Source organism: Microcoleus sp. S13_B4 (assembly GCF_036700885.1).
In the GTDB taxonomy this organism is placed as follows: domain Bacteria; phylum Cyanobacteriota; class Cyanobacteriia; order Cyanobacteriales; family Microcoleaceae; genus Microcoleus.
In genome coordinates, this window is record NZ_JAUBPU010000056.1 from 21005 (window position 1) to 40387 (window position 19383).

The 19383-nt window shown below is 44.5% G+C and carries 17 protein-coding genes, 1 tRNA gene and 1 pseudogene; 13 read left to right on the plus strand and 6 right to left on the minus strand.

The window, feature by feature from the left end; translation table 11 throughout:
- Positions 1-50: 50 nt before the first annotated feature.
- The 3 genes from QT994_RS22140 to glcD all read left to right on the plus strand — a co-directional run bounded on the left by QT994_RS22140 (position 51) and on the right by glcD (position 2962).
- The gene (locus QT994_RS22140; protein WP_333178195.1) at positions 51-443 is read left to right on the plus strand and encodes a transporter; all 393 of its coding nucleotides are present in this window, start codon (positions 51-53) and stop codon (positions 441-443) included.
- An 89-nt stretch (positions 444-532) separates the two neighbouring features.
- Positions 533-1417 (plus strand): DUF6671 family protein, encoded by an 885-nt coding sequence (locus QT994_RS22145; RefSeq protein ID WP_333178197.1) that lies wholly within the window; start codon positions 533-535, stop codon positions 1415-1417.
- 69 nt (positions 1418-1486) lie between these two features.
- Entirely contained in the window at positions 1487-2962 is a 1476-nt protein-coding gene (gene glcD / locus QT994_RS22150; RefSeq protein ID WP_333178200.1) for a glycolate oxidase subunit GlcD, read from the plus strand.
- 199 nt (positions 2963-3161) lie between these two features.
- On the opposite strand, the gene QT994_RS22155 is transcribed toward glcD, so the two are convergent.
- Entirely contained in the window at positions 3162-4979 is a 1818-nt protein-coding gene (locus tag QT994_RS22155) for a PAS domain S-box protein (RefSeq protein WP_333178202.1), read from the minus strand.
- Positions 4980-5528: 549 nt separating this feature from the next.
- Here QT994_RS22155 and purH point away from each other — a divergent pair.
- Entirely contained in the window at positions 5529-7076 is a 1548-nt protein-coding gene (gene purH / locus QT994_RS22160; RefSeq protein WP_333178205.1) for a bifunctional phosphoribosylaminoimidazolecarboxamide formyltransferase/IMP cyclohydrolase, read from the plus strand.
- Positions 7077-7376: 300 nt separating this feature from the next.
- Complete coding sequence (locus QT994_RS22165) at positions 7377-8309, plus strand: 2OG-Fe(II) oxygenase (protein ID WP_333178208.1); 933 nt, start codon at positions 7377-7379, stop codon at positions 8307-8309.
- A 177-nt stretch (positions 8310-8486) separates the two neighbouring features.
- Here the strand turns inward: QT994_RS22165 and QT994_RS22170 are convergent, their stop codons facing one another.
- Entirely contained in the window at positions 8487-9968 is a 1482-nt protein-coding gene (locus QT994_RS22170) for an ankyrin repeat domain-containing protein (RefSeq protein ID WP_333178211.1), read from the minus strand.
- A 96-nt stretch (positions 9969-10064) separates the two neighbouring features.
- Between QT994_RS22170 and QT994_RS22175 the strand changes: the two genes are divergently transcribed.
- From QT994_RS22175 to QT994_RS22190, 4 genes are all read left to right on the plus strand, one after another.
- A complete protein-coding gene (locus QT994_RS22175) occupies positions 10065-10535 on the plus strand; it encodes a DUF4079 domain-containing protein (RefSeq protein WP_333178214.1) in 471 nt (156 codons plus the stop codon).
- 188 nt (positions 10536-10723) lie between these two features.
- Positions 10724-11206, plus strand: a complete 483-nt coding sequence (locus tag QT994_RS22180; RefSeq protein WP_333178217.1) for a type II toxin-antitoxin system antitoxin SocA domain-containing protein — start codon at positions 10724-10726, stop codon at positions 11204-11206.
- Positions 11193-11822, plus strand: coding sequence for a type II toxin-antitoxin system PemK/MazF family toxin (locus QT994_RS22185; protein ID WP_333178220.1), 630 nt, complete (start codon positions 11193-11195; stop codon positions 11820-11822). The genes QT994_RS22180 and QT994_RS22185 overlap by 14 nt, the downstream gene beginning before the upstream one ends.
- Positions 11823-12565: 743 nt before the next feature.
- Positions 12566-13456 (plus strand): hypothetical protein, encoded by an 891-nt coding sequence (locus tag QT994_RS22190; protein WP_333178223.1) that lies wholly within the window; start codon positions 12566-12568, stop codon positions 13454-13456.
- A gap of 35 nt (positions 13457-13491) precedes the next feature.
- Here QT994_RS22190 and QT994_RS22195 read toward each other — a convergent pair whose 3' ends face one another.
- From QT994_RS22195 to QT994_RS22205, 3 genes are all read right to left on the minus strand, one after another.
- Entirely contained in the window at positions 13492-13638 is a 147-nt protein-coding gene (locus tag QT994_RS22195) for a hypothetical protein (protein ID WP_333178226.1), read from the minus strand.
- Positions 13639-13945: 307 nt separating this feature from the next.
- Positions 13946-14016 (minus strand) — tRNA-Cys (locus QT994_RS22200).
- Positions 14007-14219 (minus strand): hypothetical protein, encoded by a 213-nt coding sequence (locus QT994_RS22205; protein WP_333178228.1) that lies wholly within the window; start codon positions 14217-14219, stop codon positions 14007-14009. The genes QT994_RS22200 and QT994_RS22205 overlap by 10 nt, the downstream gene beginning before the upstream one ends.
- On the opposite strand from QT994_RS22205, the gene cpdA reads away from it, so the two are divergent.
- The 3 genes from cpdA to QT994_RS22220 all read left to right on the plus strand — a co-directional run bounded on the left by cpdA (position 14218) and on the right by QT994_RS22220 (position 17646).
- Positions 14218-14997, plus strand: coding sequence for a 3',5'-cyclic-AMP phosphodiesterase (cpdA, locus tag QT994_RS22210; RefSeq protein ID WP_333178230.1), 780 nt, complete (start codon positions 14218-14220; stop codon positions 14995-14997). The genes QT994_RS22205 and cpdA overlap by 2 nt on opposite strands.
- Before the next feature lie 191 nt (positions 14998-15188).
- Positions 15189-16667: an alpha-amylase gene (locus tag QT994_RS22215; protein ID WP_333178235.1), complete on the plus strand. Its 1479-nt coding sequence runs from the start codon at positions 15189-15191 to the stop codon at positions 16665-16667.
- Positions 16668-16869: 202 nt separating this feature from the next.
- Positions 16870-17646: an SDR family NAD(P)-dependent oxidoreductase gene (locus QT994_RS22220; RefSeq protein WP_333049622.1), complete on the plus strand. Its 777-nt coding sequence runs from the start codon at positions 16870-16872 to the stop codon at positions 17644-17646.
- 290 nt (positions 17647-17936) lie between these two features.
- Here QT994_RS22220 and cofG read toward each other — a convergent pair whose 3' ends face one another.
- Positions 17937-18908 carry a 7,8-didemethyl-8-hydroxy-5-deazariboflavin synthase subunit CofG gene (gene cofG / locus QT994_RS22225; RefSeq protein WP_333178233.1) on the minus strand — a complete coding sequence of 324 codons (972 nt, stop codon included), beginning with the start codon at positions 18906-18908 and terminating at the stop codon, positions 17937-17939.
- Positions 18909-19270: 362 nt separating this feature from the next.
- On the opposite strand from cofG, the pseudogene QT994_RS22230 reads away from it, so the two are divergent.
- Positions 19271-19383, plus strand: a pseudogene (locus QT994_RS22230) (photosystem II q(b) protein); the annotation flags it as partial.

Consider the following 19383-nt stretch of genomic DNA (forward strand, 5'->3'; position numbering starts at 1 on the left):
CAGGTTTTTGGGAACGACAATTTTTGATTGTACTATAGGTTAGTAAATTTATGAATAGAAGCGTTTTTATGTTACTGCTTGCTGCAATATTGTGCGGCGTCGCAGGTCAATTTAGTCTGAAGGCAGGAGCTAAAATATTAGGGCCCATTGGCGCTGCTAATTTAATAGAAAAAATTATAGCAATGGCTACTCAGCCGTTGATAGTAGGTGGTCTTTCTTTGTATGCAATTTCTTCGATCGGCTTTATAGTAGTTCTGTCGCGGGCAAACCTTAGCATAGTCTCGCCTTTACTGTCAATTAGTTACCTGTTTACTGTTTTAGGTGGCAAACTTATATTTCACGAGCCTTTGCCGCCGCTGCGGTTGGTAGGCGTGGGGCTAATTATGACAGGAGTAATTTTTGTACTCAGAGGTCAAGCTGGGGGAGTAACTGGGGGCAACTAGCCACTTTTAAGATTGACGCTTGAGTGCGGAATTGATAACTTAGGTCAAAGGGTGTATTTGAGCCTTCTGTTATGAAATGATGCTGCTGTATGTCTAATATTTCTGAGCCTGTGAATCCCCATCAATTATTGAGCGATCGCACCGCAGTTCTTGCTACCATGCACGAAAAAGAACGGGTGATGGCTCCCGTTTTGGAACGAGAATTGGGTGTAAATATCCTAGTACCTGCGGAGCTTGACACTGACACTTTTGGCACCTTCACCCGAGAAGTTAAACGCTTAGGAACACAAATAGAAGCGGCTCGCCATAAAGCACATAAAGCCCTAGAAATTGCGGGCGAAACTCTTGCCTTTGCTAGCGAAGGTACTTTCGGCCCTCACCCAATGATGCCGTATCTGCCAGCTAACAGAGAAATAGTAATTTTATTAGATCGAGCCAACAATCTAGAACTCATCGGCGACTCTTTCTCCGTTGAAACTAACTACAGTCACCAGTTAGTTTCCAGTATAAAAGAAGCAGATGATTTTGCGAAAAAAGCTGGATTTCCCGAGCACGCACTGGTGGTTATAGTTGGCGAGGCTGCGCTCGGTAACGGGGAAATTATCAAGGGCATTAGGACAGAAAAACAACTTTTTGACGCTGTGACAGCAGGCTTAAAAAAATCGTCAACCGGCCGAGTTCACATCGAAACAGATATGCGGGCGATGTACAATCCAACTCGGATGAAAAACATCGAAAATGCAACTCTCGATTTAGTTAAAAAATTCAAGCAATTCTGCCCGGAGTGCAGTTGGCCGGGGTTCGATATTGCTGAGACGAAAATTGGATTGCCCTGCGGACTGTGCTATTTGCCGACTCAGCTAGTGCGATCGGCAATCTATAACTGCAAAAACTGCGGTTATACTAAAGAAAAACTATTTCCCGACGGTCGAGAGACTGCCGATCCTTCCCTGTGTCAATATTGCAACCCTTAGAAAAATAATTGGCTAAACTTAGTAAAATTTGTAACAATATTATTGAGAGTTCCCTAATAAAAATCACTAATGATAGCCGTAGAAACAGAACGCAACTGGAAACCCGTTATTAAAGAATTCGAGGCTGTAGTCGGCAAAAAAGGGGTCGTGCAGCGCCGCGAAGAATTGATTGTCTACGAGTGCGACGGACTCGCCAGCTACCGCCAGCGCCCCGCCCTGGTGGTATTGCCTCGAACTACCGAGGAAGTGGCGCAAGTGGTCAAAATATGCGATCGCAACTCAATTCCCTGGGTGGCTAGAGGCGCAGGCACCGGCCTTTCCGGCGGCGCTTTGCCTGTAGAAAACTGCGTGCTGATTGTCACTGCCCTGATGCGAAAAATCCTGAAAGTAGACTTAGAAAATCAGCAAGTAGTCGTGCAACCGGGAGTAATTAATAACTGGGTAACGCAAGCAGTTAGCGGCGCCGGTTTCTACTACGCGCCCGATCCTTCCAGCCAAATTGTTTGTTCGATTGGCGGCAACGTTGCCGAAAATTCTGGCGGCGTTCACTGCCTCAAATACGGAGTCACAACGAATCACGTTTTAGGATTAAAATTGGTACTTCCCGACGGTTCTATTGTCGATGTCGGTGGCGAAATTCCCGAAATGCCCGGTTACGATTTAACTGGTGTATTTGTCGGTTCCGAAGGCACTTTAGGAATCGCTACAGAAGTTACTCTGCGAATTCTCAAAGCGCCGGAATCGATTTGCGTTCTCCTAGCGGATTTTTCCAGTATAGAAGCAGCGGGCGAATCAGTTTCCGATATTATCAGCGCTGGTATTATTCCCGGCGGCATGGAAATTATGGACAACATCAGCATCAATGCTGTGGAAGATGTGGTGGCAACTGGATGTTATCCCCGCGATGCGGCCGCAATTCTCCTCGTAGAAATCGACGGTTTAGAAGTGGAAGTTGCCACAAACAAACAGCGAATTGCTGATATTTGCAAGCATAACGGAGCGCGAAATATCACCACGGCAACCGACCCGGAAACGCGCCTAAAAATTTGGAAAGGGCGGAAAGCTGCTTTTGCGGCTGCGGGTCATCTCAGCCCTGATTATTATGTGCAAGACGGCGTAATTCCGCGAACGCAAATGGCTTATGTTTTGAAAGAAATTGAGGGTTTGAGTGAGAAATACGGTTATCGGATTGCTAATGTTTTTCACGCGGGAGACGGGAATTTACACCCGCTGATTCTGTACGATAACTCGGTAAAAGGTGCGCTGGAAAAGGTGGAAGAATTGGGCGGAGAAATTCTCAGGCTTTGCGTGAAAGTTGGGGGAAGTCTTTCGGGGGAACACGGCATCGGCGCTGACAAGAAGTGTTTTATGCCGGATATGTTTTCGGAGGTAGATTTGGAGACGATGCAGTGGGTGCGTCAAGTGTTTAATCCGAAAGGTTTGGCGAATCCTGGGAAGATGTTTCCGACGCCGAAGACTTGCGGGGAAGCGGCGAGGGCTAAGGTTGAAACTTTTAAGAAGTTGGAGGGTGCAGAGGTTTTTTAATTCGCTATTTATGCGGGTAAGGTGAATCGAAAATCCCCCTAGAATTGTCTCTACAATGGGGATGCCGAGCCTCGAAGTATGCGTTATCAGCCAGAGTCGGGGAACGAGAAAAAACGAGAAACATCGTTTTTTAGGAATGCGAGCTTCCGGCTCGCTTGCTTATAGAGCAAGTTGATAAGGCCGGCAATGGGACGGCGTGCTAATGTGCGATCGGAATTTTGATAGTAAATTCTGTGCCCTTGCCCAATTCGGAAGTACAATATAGTTCGCCGTTGTGTCTTTCTACAATAATTTGGTAGCTAATTGACAAACCCATTCCCGTGCCTTTACCAATGGGTTTGGTAGTAAAAAATGTATCGAATATCTGCTGTTTGACTTCCTCAGTTATTCCCGGCCCGTTGTCGCCTATTTTAATTTCTACCAAATTGCCCACCACTTCCGTAGCAATCCTAATCTGGCTGGGATTTTCTGGCATTTGTTGACCATTTTGCCTACTGTTAGCATCTTCTAAAGCATCGATCGCATTGCTGAGAATATTCATAAAAACTTGATTAATTGGCCCCGCAAAACACTCAACAGGCGGTAATTCTCCGTATTGTTTTACAATTTGAATAGGCGGCTTTTCTCCGTTTCCTTTCAAACGGTGATTGAGAATTAACAGCGTGCTGTCAATACCTTCGTGGAGGTTAATGGGTTTCATCTGTGAATCGTCGTGCCGCGAAAAGTTCCGCAGCGACTGCACAATCTGGCAAATCCGCTCGACACCAACGCTCATGGAAGACAGTATTTTAGGTAAATCTTCAGCTAAAAAATCGAGTTCATTTTCTTCTCTTTCCTGTTGAATTTCCGCCACTGGATCAGGATAATGCTTTTGGTAAAGTTCGAGGTGGTCAAACAAGTCTTGAGTATAATTTGTGAGATGAGTGAGATTGCCATAAATGAAGCTGACTGGGTTGTTAATTTCGTGAGCCACGCCGGCAAGTAGCAATCCCAAACTAGACATTTTTTCGCTTTGAACTAATTGGGAATTAGTGGCTTTGAGTTGGTTAAGTGTGGCTGCTAGTTGAGCGGCTTGTTCTCTGCTTTGTGCTTCGGAAGTATGCAAGGCTTCTTCGGCTTGTTTGCGCTCAGTGATGTCTCTCTGTACGCCAATAAAATGAGTTAATTTGCCCAGTCGATCGCGCACAGGAGATATTGAGAAACAATTCCAGAAAGCGGTTCCGTCTTTGCGGTAATTCTTTAATATTACTTTGCATTCGCTTTCTGTTTGCAAGGCTTGGCGAATTATTTCTACTGCCGCCGGATCGGTATCGCTTCCGTGCAAAAATCGACCGTTTTTCCCGATAATTTCTTGTCGCCCATAACCTGTCATGCTTTCAAATGCGGGATTGCAATAAATAATTGGATGTTCGGGGTCAGTGGCGTCAGAAATCGTAACTCCAGTGCTAGTAGCTGCTATAGCTCGATCGTACAACCAAAGCATTTCTTCTGCGCGCTTGCGATCGGTAATGTCCCGCAGCGTAGCTAAATAAGCCATTTCTCCATCCCATTCCGTTTCCACTACCCGCATTTCTACTACAGCATTTGCTTTTTGCTTGCGAATAGCTTCAACTTCTGTTTGCACGACGCGAGTTCCTGGTGCTTCGGTTTTTCCAACTTGGGGAATAATATCCGTCGCCATCTCAAGGTCGCAAGCTGAAACTTCTACTACTAAATTGCCAAAAAATGCTTGACCTAGAAGTTCCTCTGTGGTGCAGTTAAACAGCGCTTCTGCTGACTGGTTGGCAAAACAGACAAGTCCTCGCTTGTTAACGATTGCGATGCCGTCGGCATTTTTTTCTATCACATTCCGAAACCGAGATTCGCTAGCTTTCAAATCCTGCTTTAGCTGTTCCATTACTCGCTCCATCTGCTGCATTTCGCACAGACTAAGACTATAAGCTTCGGAAATGTTGGCCTCGGTCGAATTCTCGGCTCTTTTTTTGGGAATCTGTTGGTACTCTGTTCTATGGGTCATATTGTGAGGAGTTTTTTTATGATTCCTGTTAATATTACTGAGCTTATTTTCTGGATCGGCTTCTTGAAAAAACATATGTCAACCCTACCAAATTATTGTTTAGATTAAGGTGTTGCGATCGCCCAATTTTCCGGGATTTTTAGGGAGAGAGCAATTTACACCCGATGCTAGCACATTACTTTTAAAATTCATCATAAAACATCGTTAAAATTCAACAGCGATCGCCCTCTAATTATCTATTAAGTTTTATTAAGTAATTTCAACAACATAGACACTTACGTAGCGACATGAACTGTGCAAGCTGGATATGGCTTCAATCCCCCTCGCACTCACAAAATAACCATTTCCACGCGCAAGTTCTACATATTTAGAAGCCACTGGTCAGTATAAAATATTATATAAATTTGACAAATAATATACTTTAAATGAGCGAACTCATCCTTAAGTCATTAAAAATAATCATAATTAGCCATTACCAAATCATCTCCCTGCAGGCAGATGTGATATAGAATATAACCTATCTATTTTTGCGATCGCAACTTCAAACCAATGGCACGTCTAGCACTTCTGAGCACATCCAATAAAACCGGACTAATCGACTTAGCGCGCAGTCTAGTAGAAGAATTTGAATTTGACATAATTAGTAGCGGTGGGACAGCAAGCGCCCTCAAAGAAGCTGGAATCCCCGTCACCAAAGTTGCGGAATATACTGGTTCTCCCGAAATTTTGGGAGGGCGAGTCAAAACACTTCACCCACGAATCCACGGTGGCATTTTAGCACGCCGCGATGTACCTGAAGACCTCGCCGATCTAACAGCCAATCAAATTCGGGCGATCGATCTAGTTGTAGTGAATCTGTATCCATTTGAAGAGACTATTTCTAAACCTGGAGTTACTTTAGGCGACGCAATTGAGCAGATAGATATCGGCGGGCCAGCAATGTTGAGAGCTTCCGCCAAAAACCACGCTCATTTGACAGTTTTGTGCGATCCAGAACAGTACAATACTTATTTAAAAGAACTGCGGGAAAATGGCGGCGAAGCATCCTTAGAGTTTCGGCAAAGATGTGCGCTAGAAACCTTCAAACATACAGCAAACTACGATCGCGCGATCGCAACTTATCTCAGCAGCAGCCAATCCGCTGAAGAATCTTCGCTACCAGACCAGTTTAATTTATCAGGAAAAGAGTTGCAAACTCTCCGCTACGGCGAAAATCCCCATCAAGCCGCCACCTGGTATCAAAGCGGAAGTACACCGACAGGTTGGACGACTAGCACCATCCTGCAAGGGAAAGAGTTAAGCTACAATAATTTAGTAGATTTAGAAGCAGCAAGGCGCCTGATCGTAGAATTCCCCGACACACCCGCTGCCGCTATTCTAAAGCATACAAATCCTTGCGGTACAGCCTTGGGAACAACTATTTCCGAAGCGTATCAAAAAGCCTTCGATACCGATTCAGTCTCAGCTTTCGGCGGAATAGTCGCCCTCAATCGCCCGATTGATGCTGCTACCGCCACGGCCTTAACTCAAACATTTTTAGAATGTATCGTCGCGCCGGGGTGCGAACCAGAAGCAGAAGAAATTATCAAGAAAAAGGCGAAAGTGCGAGTATTAATTTTGCCCGATTTGACTCAAGGGCCGCCACAAACTGTTAAAGTAATTGCAGGGGGTTTGCTGGTGCAAGACTCAGATAATATAGTAGAAGAAACTAGCAAATGGCGGATTGTTACTGAGAAACAGCCGACTGCTGAAGAGTTGGAAGAATTGCTGTTTGCTTGGAAAGTAGCGAAACACGTCAAATCAAATGCGATCGTTGTGACGCGCGATCGCACTACAATCGGTGTCGGCGCCGGACAAATGAATCGCGTCGGGTCGGTTAAACTAGCATTGGAACAAGCAGGAGAGAAGAGCAAAGGAGCTATTTTGGCCAGCGACGGTTTCTTCCCCTTCGATGATTCCGTCAAAACTGCGGCTGAGGCTGGAATAATTGCGCTCGTCCAACCCGGCGGAAGTATGCGCGATCGAGATTCCATTGAAGCCGCCAACCAACTCGGAATCACAATGGTTTTCACTGATATTCGGCACTTTTTGCATTAGGAATAAGACCTAAAGCAATTTTCAGTTGTGTACCATATTGTAGGGATACAATAGTGTTTATTGGTCTTAACTTAAGTCGGAAATTCTTTGTATCTCTGGTTTTACTCTAAATCTCGATCCCCCTAAATCCCCCTTAAGAAGGGGGACTTTGAGAAAACTCCTGTCCCCCCCTTCTTAATGGGAATTTAGACACTCTTGTTCCTCCCTTTTTTAAGGGGGGTTAGGGGGGATCTGGAAGGCTATGACACCAATCAACACTGTTATGTCGTACCAAATTCCCAGTTGCGTCCTTCACAAATTATGAATTACACTCAACCGCAAATTAAACCCCAAGACGTAAAAGTCAAAATCCTGCTCACCGGGGGACATCAGTGTACCGTCATCCTCAAATCTGATACACCCTTATTGCACAGCCTGATCAAAACATTAGTCGATCGCACTCAACAAACACTCGGTTTTTCGACCTTATTTCAAATCCCCATAGACGACGGCCGTTCCGCCCTTTCTTTTCCCGGCGAACACCTAGTCGGATTAGTGACAGAACCCCCAATTTACTTGCAGGAACTGCAACCGCCGCAGCCTGCAACTCCCGTAGAAATTCCCGACACAGAAATTCCCGCCCCTGCGCCGCCTGTAAATGACGACTTAATATCTCGCTACGCCCAAATTGACAACTTTTTGACACCCGCAGAAAAAAACAAACTCATTAAATATGTCTTAGCAAAAGAATCAGAATTTGTGAGTACCAGCACCTCAACAAATGCCGAAGATTACCGCCGTTCGATGGTACTCCACTCGTTCCCTGAATTTTCGGAACTGATGGTTAATCGCATCAAAGCAATTCTCCCTGACGTGCTGAAAAGTTTAAATATTCTGTCATTTCCGCTGGGTGAGATAGAAGCTCAGCTAACCATGCACAATGACAACAACTTTTATAAACTTCACAACGACAGTGGCTCGCCAGATACCGCCAGCCGATTTTTTACTTACGTTTACTATTTCTATCGAGAACCCAAGGCTTTTTCAGGTGGCGAGTTGCAGATTTATGACAGCAAAATCGAGAACAATTTCTATGTTGCAGCCGATACATTCAGAACCGTTGAGCCTCGCAATAACAGCATCGTATTTTTTCTAAGCCGCTATATGCACGAAGTTTTGCGAGTTAGCTGTCCCTCAAAAGCTTTTGCTGATAGCCGCTTTACTATTAACGGCTGGGTACGTAAAGCAAATTGAGGTTAATTGATAGTCCTTGATGCGCTAATAACCTAATTATGTCATTCTGAGTGCAACGAAGAATCTCCCATTATTGCCACGCCGTTACAATGCGTAAGTCCCGATATCTGAGATTCTTCACTTCCCAAAGCCTAGGCTCAGAATGACAGAATTACGTTACTCAAAACTATTTCATTCTTACTCCAATGCTCCCGCACTTTTGAGCAATTTCACCACACTCGAATAACCTTTAAACTCGGCCAGCATTAAAGCTGTATAATTGCCCGGATTTTTGTGGTTTATTTCTGCACCAGCAGCGATTAAAATTTTGACTGCATCAGCATAACCCCGATGTGCAGCCCACATTAAAGCGGTTGCGCCCGAATCATCCAGCAAGTTGACATCCGCACCTTTTTCGACTAATAATTGGACGATCGCAATATAACCGCGATCGCACGCTTTCATTAAAGCCGTTTTCCCCAAATCCGCCGGGATATTCACATCAGCACCGCCGTCAAGCAAAGCCTTCACCGTCTCGGTATGTCCGTGAAACGCCGCCAGCGTCAAAGCCGTTTCCCCAAAGTTTTTCGCATTCAGAAACTCATCCCGATTTGAGTTTACTTTTTGCAGTAAAGCCGATACGATCGCACTATGGCCGTGAACAGCCGCCACCAGTAAAGGCGTATCGCCCAACCGATTTCTCGAACCAACACTAGCACCTCGGTTTAAGAGCAATTCCACTACATCTTCGCAGCCTTCAACCACCGCAAAATTCAAAGCAGTTTCATCATCTTTATCCTTAGCGTTGATATCCGCGCCAGCATCGAGTAAGATATGGGCGATCGCCGCACTTCCGCCAGCAGCAGCGGCCATCAAAGCCGTGCCCCCATCTCCATTTTTCACCTTCGCATTAGCACCCGCACTAAGCAAAGTTTGCACCACATCAGTATTGCCGGCATCCGCAGCCAAAGTTAAAGCAGTTTCGCCCTCTTTGTCGCGAATTTCGACATCAGCGCCAGCAGCCAATAGCGCCTCGACAACAGCCAAATTTCCGGCCGTCGCAGCCAGCATCAAAGCAGTTTTGCTTTCTAGATTTTTAACATTAGCATCCGTCCCACAAGTGAGCAAAATTTTGACAATTTCAGCGCTTCCTTGGCGGACAGCTAAAAACAGCATAGAATTGTCAGCAACAGCACCCGCATCCACTAAAGCTTTGACAACAGCTAGATGACCCGATAAAGCACCTATTTTCAAAGCCGAATCTCCATCTTTATCTCGCACATTTACATCAGCATTAGCCTCAAGTAACATCCGCACAACATTGATATCGCCCTTCAGAGAAGCCGCCATCAAAGCCGTACTTCCATCATCATTTTTAGCATTAACATCAGCACCTGCAGCCAGCAACAGCCGCACAGAGTCAGCCTGCTTGTGAGCCGCCGCCAGCATCAAAGCCGTCAAGCCAAAACGCCTGCTCACCTGGTTGACATGAGCGTCATTATTTAGTAAAGTACGCACGATTTCTGTATAGCCCTTTTGGGCAGCAAACATCAAAGCCGTCGTCCCCTCAGAGTCTTTGGCGTTAGCGTTAACATTCTTAGCGAGTAAAGCTTGGACGTGAATAATGTTGCCAGTCTTGGCGGCTTGAATCAATACAGCGTCTTGTTTAGTGGCAGGCATAATAGTCTCTCATACCGTATATTTGTACCGTCGCACGAGACGGACTGACTGGTATGCTAAGTTTTATGAAGTATGTTTGCTAATCCTCAGAACACTATGAATCTCGAAATTCCTCAGTCAGTGAAAGTTTGGAGCCAATTCATCCACCCAATTTTAATGTGGGTACTGCTGGCCATCTCATTGTATGCTTTGTATCTCGGCATTCAAATCCGACGTACCAGAAGTGCCGAAGGCGAACTCAAAAAAGAGTTAATTAAGGGCAAATTCAACGTCAAGCACCACCAGATGGGTTCTTTGCTGTTAGCCTTGATGGTAACGGTGGCAATCATCGGGATGGCCGTCACCTACATCAACAATGGCAAGCTATTTGTCGGGCCTCACTTGCTAGCAGGGTTGGGAATGATGGCCATAATTGCGATCGCAGCCTCGCTGACTCCTTTGATGCAAAAAGGCAATGATTGGGCTAGAAACACTCACATCTTTCTAAATGTTGTGCTCTTGGGGCTGTTTGGCTGGCAAGCGGTATCAGGGGTGGAAATCCTGCAAAGAATTATCAGCAAAATGTGAGGATTTGGGTAAGATTGCTAATTGCTAATTGCTTGAGGGCGATTAGTAATTAGCAATTAAATTGTGATTTTTTTTAGTGGTTTAAGAGCCAAGCTTTCCTTTGGATGATATAATATACTAAAGTTAAACTTAGCGAACAAATTATAAGATTAATTAGGGAGCTTTTTGAAATCAAAAGAAGGAAAGCCATGCTAGAAAACCTGATCAAATACTTTGTCTACGCAACAAAAGGCTATATTACAAAAACGCAGTTAATCAAGTTTTTGTATTTAGCTGATCTTTATGCGGTCAAATGGACAGACAAGCAGCTTACTGATTTAGATTGGCGTTATTATTACTATGGGCCTTGGAATGAAGGCATAGAGGCTGTTTTAAATCAAATGAATGGCAAAGAGATTGTTCAAGAATCTCAGGGAGAGAGTATATTCATCAGACTTGGTGAGGGAGCTGGTAATGTGGATGATTTAAAGTTACCTTTAGGTCTGAAGCTCATGCTTGACAACATCAGGAGAGAATGGGCGGGTGCAGGAGAGGATAAACTGAATCAGTTACTAGAATATGTCTATAGCACTGCTCCCATGCTTGAGGTTAAATATAGCCACGCACCAGAGGAACAGGTGAGACTTAATCTGTACAAAGAAAGAGAAAAGTTAATGAGTGAATTGGGGTGAGCGAGTGGCTGGACAAAAACCGCGTCAAGGTTGGATTTATTTTATCAATCCCTATAGAGTATCTCTTCGTTGTAAACTCGGTCATCATCATATTTATGAGATAAATGAACCAGGGGAGATTGAGTGCAAAACAATTTATTGCACTCAGGTGATTAATTCGAGCCGGGTTTTTCGGGGAGAGCATCCTTATATCGTTTGGACAAGTGACCAATTTCAAGATGAATCTAAATACATCCAAACTTTGACGCTGATTCCGTTGACTTCACAAGAAACCTATAAAGGTTTGCCAACTGTATATCCGATTAATTCTACAAGCACAAATGGTCTTTCTAATAATTCCTTCGCTCTAGTGCATCAAATATGTACTGTTGATGCTAACTGTTTTAAAGATTCGCAAGGGGATTGGCTTAAGCGAGTTGGACAACTGGATAAAGCAGATAAGGAAGCTATAGAGGAACGTTTAAAGTATTTTTTAAATCTTGGGGATAATCCGGGTGAAGACTGGTTGATTAAAAATGCGTCTCCAGAACTTTTACAGAAAGTGTTTAATCTTCTACCGGATGAAACCACAAAAAGTAGGGCTATAGAAAAACTGATCGACGATTTGCGATCGTAGTCAATAGACATCTACAATAATTATTGTGGAACACGCAGGATGCCTGTTCCAGACTTGCTTTTCTAGAGAGGTCTAGTCAAACAGTGGCAATTCTAGCTGAATTGGTTCTAATTGCGGTGTTGGTTCTAATTGCGGTTGCGCTTTCTTGCTGCGTGGTTTTTTGTTGGCCGCAGGCTTTTTAGCAGTTTTGGCAACGTTTTCTCTGTTTTCCCTTTCGGCGCGAATCCGTTCTAATAATACGGAGGCAGGCTCGTCGTTGGGGTCTTGGGGAACCAGTTCACCCCGAAAGGCTTTGGCGAGGATGGCTTGCTATTCTTGCACCAAAACTGGTGGAAACCTCACCCCAATATTTACTTACTGGAGCATCGCCTAGTCTCAGCCCGTCGGCGAAGGAGCCGAATCCAGGCGCAAAATAGATAAGGGAAATTTATAGGTTTAAAATTTTTTGCGGGGGGTTTTAGAGCATAAGTTTTACTTATTAAATTTTACTTTTTAAGAGTTTCAAAGAAGTTAAAGCCTAAAACTCAATGCCAAAGCCCCACAAAGCTTTGAAGTTTTAACCGGGAAGAGGAAACGCAAAAATGAGCATAGCTAAGACTGTCTGAAATTTATGACGTTCGAGAGCTAAGTTTTACCGTGAGAATAAAGAGTTAACAGGTAAAAACAGACTAAAATAGCAGTAAACAAAAAGTGTCTAAAACTGTGGACACTTTGATTCTGCATATTTCACGCAAGGAGTAATTATGGGCGAAGCAAAACGTAGAGAACAACGAGATTCAAGTTTTGGTCAGGTTTTCCAGGACTCACAAAAACGCTTAGACAGCATAAAGATGGGGGCGCTTAAGATACAAAAAGATTTGACCTATTTTTTAACCGACCATGAAGTGGTTCGAGCAACAAATCGACTAATAACTAATTACGATATGTCTGGCGTTGAAGCAGTCGAATTATACAGGCAATGTGGATCAAAAATTCACAATCAAAGATTGTTAGACGCTTTAAAGGAGTCTCAATGGCTACTTATACCCTTGTTAGGTATAGCTATTTTTGCTCAGGTAGCAAGTACGGCCAAGAAGACTGAGGCTATACATTTCTGGGACAATAGCTGGACAGTTTCAACACTTATTTTAGGCGCAGCAAATATTGCAAACTCGCAACTTTGTCCTTGGCTTCTAGTCTTAAGTAGCGGATTCTCACACGTTTTAGACACGTTGAGAAAATCTCTTGATGAATCTGCGATAGCCGAGTTTGAACACGTTTTTTACGCAGAAGACAGATCGTTGCACTCGCTGGGAGAAACAACAATAGGACTAGGGATGGCTTTTGGGTACAAAAATATTATTTATGCTGGAGAATCCTTAATTGTTTACAAAGGAGTTGACAGTGGTACTTCCTTGAAAGATAGAGGGGACTTAATGATTGCGTGTAAACACGCAAGCGGTTGTTGGAATCATTATCCATCCTCAGAAAACATGAAAATTCCATTGTCTGACTACAAAAAGGCGAAAGCAAAGTTGAATGAATTCCCTATTTCTTTAATAGGGGAATTGATACATCCTCAATCAGAGAAACTGGCAAAATTATTAGGACTAGCAATCAAAGGGAAGTACGCTTGTTTAATCAAGAATAAATAGAACACTAGATTTGGGTTACTCACAACACTTAACTTTCAGGTTTGTATGTAATGAGCTAATAACACATCGTAAGCTGCTTGCTGCTCTCGCTCGTTAAGAGCCAAATGATAAGTCTGCGTGTGAGTCGCGAGGCTATGCCCCATCTGCTTAGCGGCCAGCGTTGCATCTAGTCCAAAACTCATCGCCCGAATTGCCCAAGCGTGGCGCAAATCGTAAGCGCAAAAGTCGAAGGGCGATCGGGCAAAAACTTACAAACGCGATCGCCAAGATCAGCATGGCATTCACCCGTAACAGGTGGTCTCTTAATGTCCGCTAGCTCCCACTATTCTGCCCACTCTGGTCTTAATGGTCAGCACTTTTTGCATTGCATTAAATTTGCATTACTTTCCGCAATCAATTATGCACATTTAAATACAATTTACAGTCTATAATAAACCCAAAAACCTTGTCACACAAGCATTTAAGACTTATTAAAAATACTAAAAATTAAGGCGGCACCCAGATTTGAACTGGGGGTGGAGGTTTTGCAGACCTCTGCCTTACCACTTGGCTATGCCGCCGTCACGTCTGAAATTTGACGTTTTATTATAGTACACCAAATCTCGAAAATTTTAACATACCTGTCAAAAATTTCGTAAAGCGCAGCTATCCCGATCGCGCGTGGGTTCCCCAAGGGTAGGGAATCGCCTTTTTTTCCCATATCCCCAAAACCCTTGTGGGAAGGTACTCTAGAACTATAGCAACGACCCGCAACACCAGCCATGACACCAGTTTCTCCCCTACTCGTCGCCCAAATCACCGACACTCACTTGTTTGCAGAGCTCGATCGAGAATGGAAAGGCCTCTCAACAACCCGCACCCTCGAAGCAGTTCTCGATCGCCTGCAACACATACAGCCACCGCCCGACTTACTCCTACTCACAGGCGACTTGTCCCAAGACAAAACACCTGAATCCTACCAGCGCCTAGTCTCCCTCATCGCCCCCCTAGGAATTCCCGCCTACTGGATACCTGGGAACCACGACAACATCCCAGTCATGGCAGAAATCTTAAATCAGTCGCCTCTTTCCCTAGAAAAATCATGGATGTTAGGAAACTGGCAATTTCTATTACTTTCGAGTGTGGAAGCCGGATGCGACGGCGGGCGACTTTCCCCAGAAAGCTTGCATTGGCTCGACTCTCAACTGCAACAAACGGGCGATCGACCTGTTATCATTGCCTTGCACCATCATCCTTTGCCGATCGACTCTGAAATAATGGATGGAATGATGCTGCACAATGCCGATGAATTTTTAGCAATTGTCGATCGATATCCTCAAATCAAAATCGTTCTTTGTGGCCATATTCACCAAGAATTTCAACAACAGCGGGGCTCAGTTACCTACTTGGGGACACCCAGCACCTGCATCCAACTTTTACCGAAAAGTTATCCGATTATCCTTGACGAAATCCCCCCGGGATTTAGATTGCTTGAATTGGCGATCGACGGTACTTGGAACACCAGAGTTGAGCGAGTTGCTGCAAACTCGCCACTAACTTAATATTTTTTAGTAGACCTAAAATAATTACTATCAAATTTACATTTTGTTGTCAATACATCAACAGATAGATTCTTTTTAGCAGCCCCATCTATTATGATATTTATTAACGATAGATGGCAGACCTACGTAAACTAGCAAGCTACGAACAAAAATCTATCTGGCAATATTACAAAATAGGAAAAACTAAATATATGTCTGAACTCAATGGTGTCATGATGCAGTATTTCCACTGGTACAGCCCCGACGACGGCAGCCTGTGGAATCAGCTAGCGAAATCTGCAAAAGATTTAGCCAAAATAGGCGTTACATCCCTTTGGTTGCCACCCGCCTATAAAGGAACTGGCGGCGGCATGGATGTAGGTTATGGCGTCTACGACTTATTCGATTTAGGCGAGTTCGACCAAAAAGGGTCGGTACGCACGAAATACGGAACAAAAGATGAGTATTTGGCCGCGATAAAAGCTGCCCAAGATGCAGGAATTCGGATTTATGCCGATGTAGTCTTCAACCACAAATTAGGTGCAGATGCAGAAGAAGAAGCCGAAGCCACACCCTTTCATCCCGATGACCGCAATGCCACAGTAGGCGAATATCAAAAAATCAAAGCTTGGACGCATTTTACCTTCCCCGGACGCGACCAAAAATATTCCAGCATGGAGTGGCATTGGTGGCATTTTGACGCCATTGATTATAACGTTTACAACACAGAAACCCATGCCATTTACCTGCTCAAAGGTAAAGAATTCGATCGAGGAGTAGACTTAGAAAAAGGCAACTTTGACTACCTGATGGGCTGCGATTTAGATATGGACAACCCAGAAGTCACCGGGGAATTAAAATACTGGGGTGAGTGGTATGTCGATACAACAAACGTTGACGGCTTTCGCTTCGATGCCGTCAAACACGTATCAGCAGAATTTTTCCAAGAATGGTTGGAACACGTCCGCCACTATGCCCAACGCGACCTATTTGCCGTCGGCGAATATTGGTCTTATGAAGTGGAAGCTTTGCATTCTTTCATCCAAGCAACGGACGGTAAAGTCTCCTTATTTGACGCGCCCCTCCACTACAACTTCCACGCTGCTAGCAAAGCCGGCAATAGCTACGACTTACGAACAATTTTTGATAACACCCTCGTCCAACAGCAACCCGCCCTCGCCGTTACCTTGGTTGACAACCATGATTCCCAACCCTTACAATCCCTAGAATCAGTTGTCGAGGCTTGGTTTAAACCCCTTGCCTACGCTTTAATTCTGCTGCGGCGCGAAGGATATCCGTGCATTTTTTACCCGGATTATTACGGCGCTAACTATAAGGATAAAGCAAATGATGGCAATGAATACGAGATTTGGTTAGACAAACATCAGTTTATTTTAGATAAATTCTTGTTAGCGCGCCAAACTTATTCCTACGGCAATCAGTACGATTACTTCGACCACGCCAATACCATTGGCTGGACGCGACTCGGAAATGAAGAACATCCGGGCGGGATGGCTGTGGTACTCAGCAACGGAGGCGATGGCACCAAGTTTATGGAAGTTGGACAGCCAAATCGAACTTATATTGATATCACCGAACACATTCAAGAACCAATCACAACAAATGACGATGGTTGGGGTGATTTTAGGTGTAACGCCGGTTCAGTTTCGGTATGGGTGCCGCAGCAGTAAGAACTGCGTTAAAATTGACGTACTCCTCTGCCTAAAGTAGGGTGTGCACTGCACACCTTACCGCTATAGTTAGTACCTTAAACCACTTTTAACTTTCAGGATTTTGATGATGAAAACTTGTTTGTAGTGAGGACTTTAGTCCTCTCTATAGTATTATTTTTATGCTATGCGATCGCCCAAAAAAATATTTATCTAAAAAAATATGAAACTTTCAGAAAAAGTTGCAGTTATTACCGGCGGTGGGTCGGGAATTGGTCATGCAGCAGCAATTTTAATGGCCAAGGAAGGCGCAAAAGTTGCTATTATCGATCACATTTTGGAAACGGGGCAAGAAACCGTCCGCCAGTTGGTCAATGAAGGAGGCTGCGGGCTGGCTATTGCCGCAGATGTTGGAGATTCTCAGCAAATGCAAAAAGCGTTTCAAACAATTTTTGACGAATATCAAAGAATTGATATTTTGTTTGCAAATGCGGGTATTAACGGTGTATGGTCGCCGATAGAAGAGATAGAACCCGATGAGTGGGATCGGACAATTAACACCAACCTCAGAGGAACATTTTTGGCTGTTAAGTATGCTGTTCCTCATCTGAAAAAACAAGGAGGTTCAATTGTAATTACATCATCGATTAATGGCACCAGAAGTTTCAGGAAAGTTGGTGCCACGGCCTACGCTTGTTCAAAAGCTGCCCAAGTAGCCTTTGCAAAAATGCTGGCGCTAGAACTCGCAGCCTGCCAAATCAGAGTCAATGTGATCTGTCCGGGCGGGGTGCTGACTGCCATTGAGGAAAGCACTGTTAAGCGCCATCTCGATCGCATTCCAGTCGCCCCTGATTCCATTCAAGACATGATTCCTTTGACGGATAATACGGCGGGTTCTAGCGAAGAAGTCGCCCAATTAGTGTTATTTCTTGTATCACATTCCTCCAGCTTCATCACAGGTACTGAAGTCTGGATTGATGGGGGCGGTTCTTTGATTTAAAATCTCAATATATTATATCAATTACCGTTGCACCGGAATGATAGCAACTCTGAACACGTCACTGCCTTCTCCTGATAGTGTCTCATGACTAATCGCCAATCTGTTAGCATCGGCATTATTCCTATCTCTATTCTAGACCTCTGCGTGAATCAGTGTCAATCCCTTGTCATCTGCGGTGAAGAAGTTCTCTTTTTTTGACCCCAGATACAGGCAGATTAACACCGATTAACGCAGATGAATTAGATAGACTTCGGTTGCACCATCTGTGATTGTTGACTGTTGACGGGATTTTACAATTCCGATGCTACCGGAATTGATATAACTCTCCAGTTTTTTACAGCCGTTTGCAATGTCTGCGGCAGCCAGTTATCGTACTGAGGATAAACAGGCAAACGCTGCACGAGTTGCCATCCCGATGCTGCTAAAATTTCTGTTAAAGTTTGGTGTTGCAGGTGAGGATAATCGGGATTAACTTCATCCCGTGGTCCAATTCCTCCTAAATCTCTAGCACCTGCTTCTAAACAAGCAAGTAATATGTCTGGCTGTGCAACTAAATTGGGGGGAATTTGTAGCCTGATTGGGGATGGTAAAATGCTGCGGGCGATCGCAATTACTTGGGGCATTTTTGTAGCATCAAAAACTTCACCCTCCCAACTTTGCTGATTTCCCGGACTGTGTGGCTGGAGGATAACTTCTTGAATGTGATTGTAACGCGAATGAATGCGGGCGATCGCCTCTAATGTCTCCACCCAATCGGCCTCACTTTCCCCAATTCCCAGCAGCAAACCAGTTGTAAAAGGGATCTTCAATTCCCCAGCCCATTCTAACTGTTGCAGCCGCAGCGCCGGCACTTTACTCGGTGCGTGTCTGTGAACCGTTTGTAACAAATGTGGGGCAAGCTGTTCTAACATCAGCCCCATCGACACATTCACCTGTTTTAACTGTGCCATCTCCTCAAAGCTGAGCGGCCCCACATTAGTATGTGGCAAAAATCCCAGATCTAGTGCCAGTTCGCACAAATCGTAAATCCGCTGCAACCAAGCTTTTCGCCGTTGACTGTGAGGGTGTACCTCGCCACTGAGGATGAGAATTTCAATTACACCTTGAGTTTGCAGCAGCAAAAGCTGTTTTTCGGCTTCTGGTAGTGACAGCCAAGGACTTTGCAGGGGTTCGGCCCGAAAATTGCAATAGGTGCAGCGGTTATAACACTCGTAAGTGGGAACCAGAGTATAAGCAGGGCTGTAGGTGACGTTGCGGGACATTCCTTGGGACTTTTATCGATCGGACTTACGCAACAACATATATCTGTGCATTGCGAGTTTTGCGGTTGACGATCGCAACCCTTCATCTATCTTAACACTGACGCCAGTCCGGAATCTCCTTGCCCAGGTAGATTATGAGTATTCTTCATTGGTGGGCGATCGTCCACCAATTCCGCATTCTGCTTTTCAAATCCTTATATAGCAAGTATTATAGCCTTTAACAAGCATAATTCATGACACCTATAAGAAAAACTGTGCTTAGAAGGCCTTTACAAACAGAAATAAAAGCTTTATGTTTATTTACATGGCGGAACACAAAGCCGTCACGAACATTGAAAACCAAATAAAGCAATCATAAAACCATGACAACAACCTTACAGCAGCGCGAAAGCGCCAACGTCTGGGAACGCTTTTGTGAGTGGGTCACAAGCACCGACAACCGCATTTACATCGGTTGGTTCGGAGTCTTGATGAT

Coding starts and splice junctions, on each gene's coding strand:
- QT994_RS22140 (WP_333178195.1), top strand. CDS start 51: ATGAATAGAAGCGTTTTTATGTTACTGCTTGCTGCAATATTGTGCGGC.
- QT994_RS22145 (WP_333178197.1), top strand. CDS start 533: ATGTCTAATATTTCTGAGCCTGTGAATCCCCATCAATTATTGAGCGAT.
- glcD (WP_333178200.1), top strand. CDS start 1,487: ATGATAGCCGTAGAAACAGAACGCAACTGGAAACCCGTTATTAAAGAA.
- QT994_RS22155 (WP_333178202.1), bottom strand. CDS start 4,979: ATGACCCATAGAACAGAGTACCAACAGATTCCCAAAAAAAGAGCCGAG.
- purH (WP_333178205.1), top strand. CDS start 5,529: ATGGCACGTCTAGCACTTCTGAGCACATCCAATAAAACCGGACTAATC.
- QT994_RS22165 (WP_333178208.1), top strand. CDS start 7,377: ATGAATTACACTCAACCGCAAATTAAACCCCAAGACGTAAAAGTCAAA.
- QT994_RS22170 (WP_333178211.1), bottom strand. CDS start 9,968: ATGCCTGCCACTAAACAAGACGCTGTATTGATTCAAGCCGCCAAGACT.
- QT994_RS22175 (WP_333178214.1), top strand. CDS start 10,065: ATGAATCTCGAAATTCCTCAGTCAGTGAAAGTTTGGAGCCAATTCATC.
- QT994_RS22180 (WP_333178217.1), top strand. CDS start 10,724: ATGCTAGAAAACCTGATCAAATACTTTGTCTACGCAACAAAAGGCTAT.
- QT994_RS22190 (WP_333178223.1), top strand. CDS start 12,566: ATGGGCGAAGCAAAACGTAGAGAACAACGAGATTCAAGTTTTGGTCAG.
- QT994_RS22195 (WP_333178226.1), bottom strand. CDS start 13,638: ATGAGTTTTGGACTAGATGCAACGCTGGCCGCTAAGCAGATGGGGCAT.
- cpdA (WP_333178230.1), top strand. CDS start 14,218: ATGACACCAGTTTCTCCCCTACTCGTCGCCCAAATCACCGACACTCAC.
- QT994_RS22205 (WP_333178228.1), bottom strand. CDS start 14,219: ATGGCTGGTGTTGCGGGTCGTTGCTATAGTTCTAGAGTACCTTCCCAC.
- QT994_RS22215 (WP_333178235.1), top strand. CDS start 15,189: ATGTCTGAACTCAATGGTGTCATGATGCAGTATTTCCACTGGTACAGC.
- QT994_RS22220 (WP_333049622.1), top strand. CDS start 16,870: ATGAAACTTTCAGAAAAAGTTGCAGTTATTACCGGCGGTGGGTCGGGA.
- cofG (WP_333178233.1), bottom strand. CDS start 18,908: ATGTCCCGCAACGTCACCTACAGCCCTGCTTATACTCTGGTTCCCACT.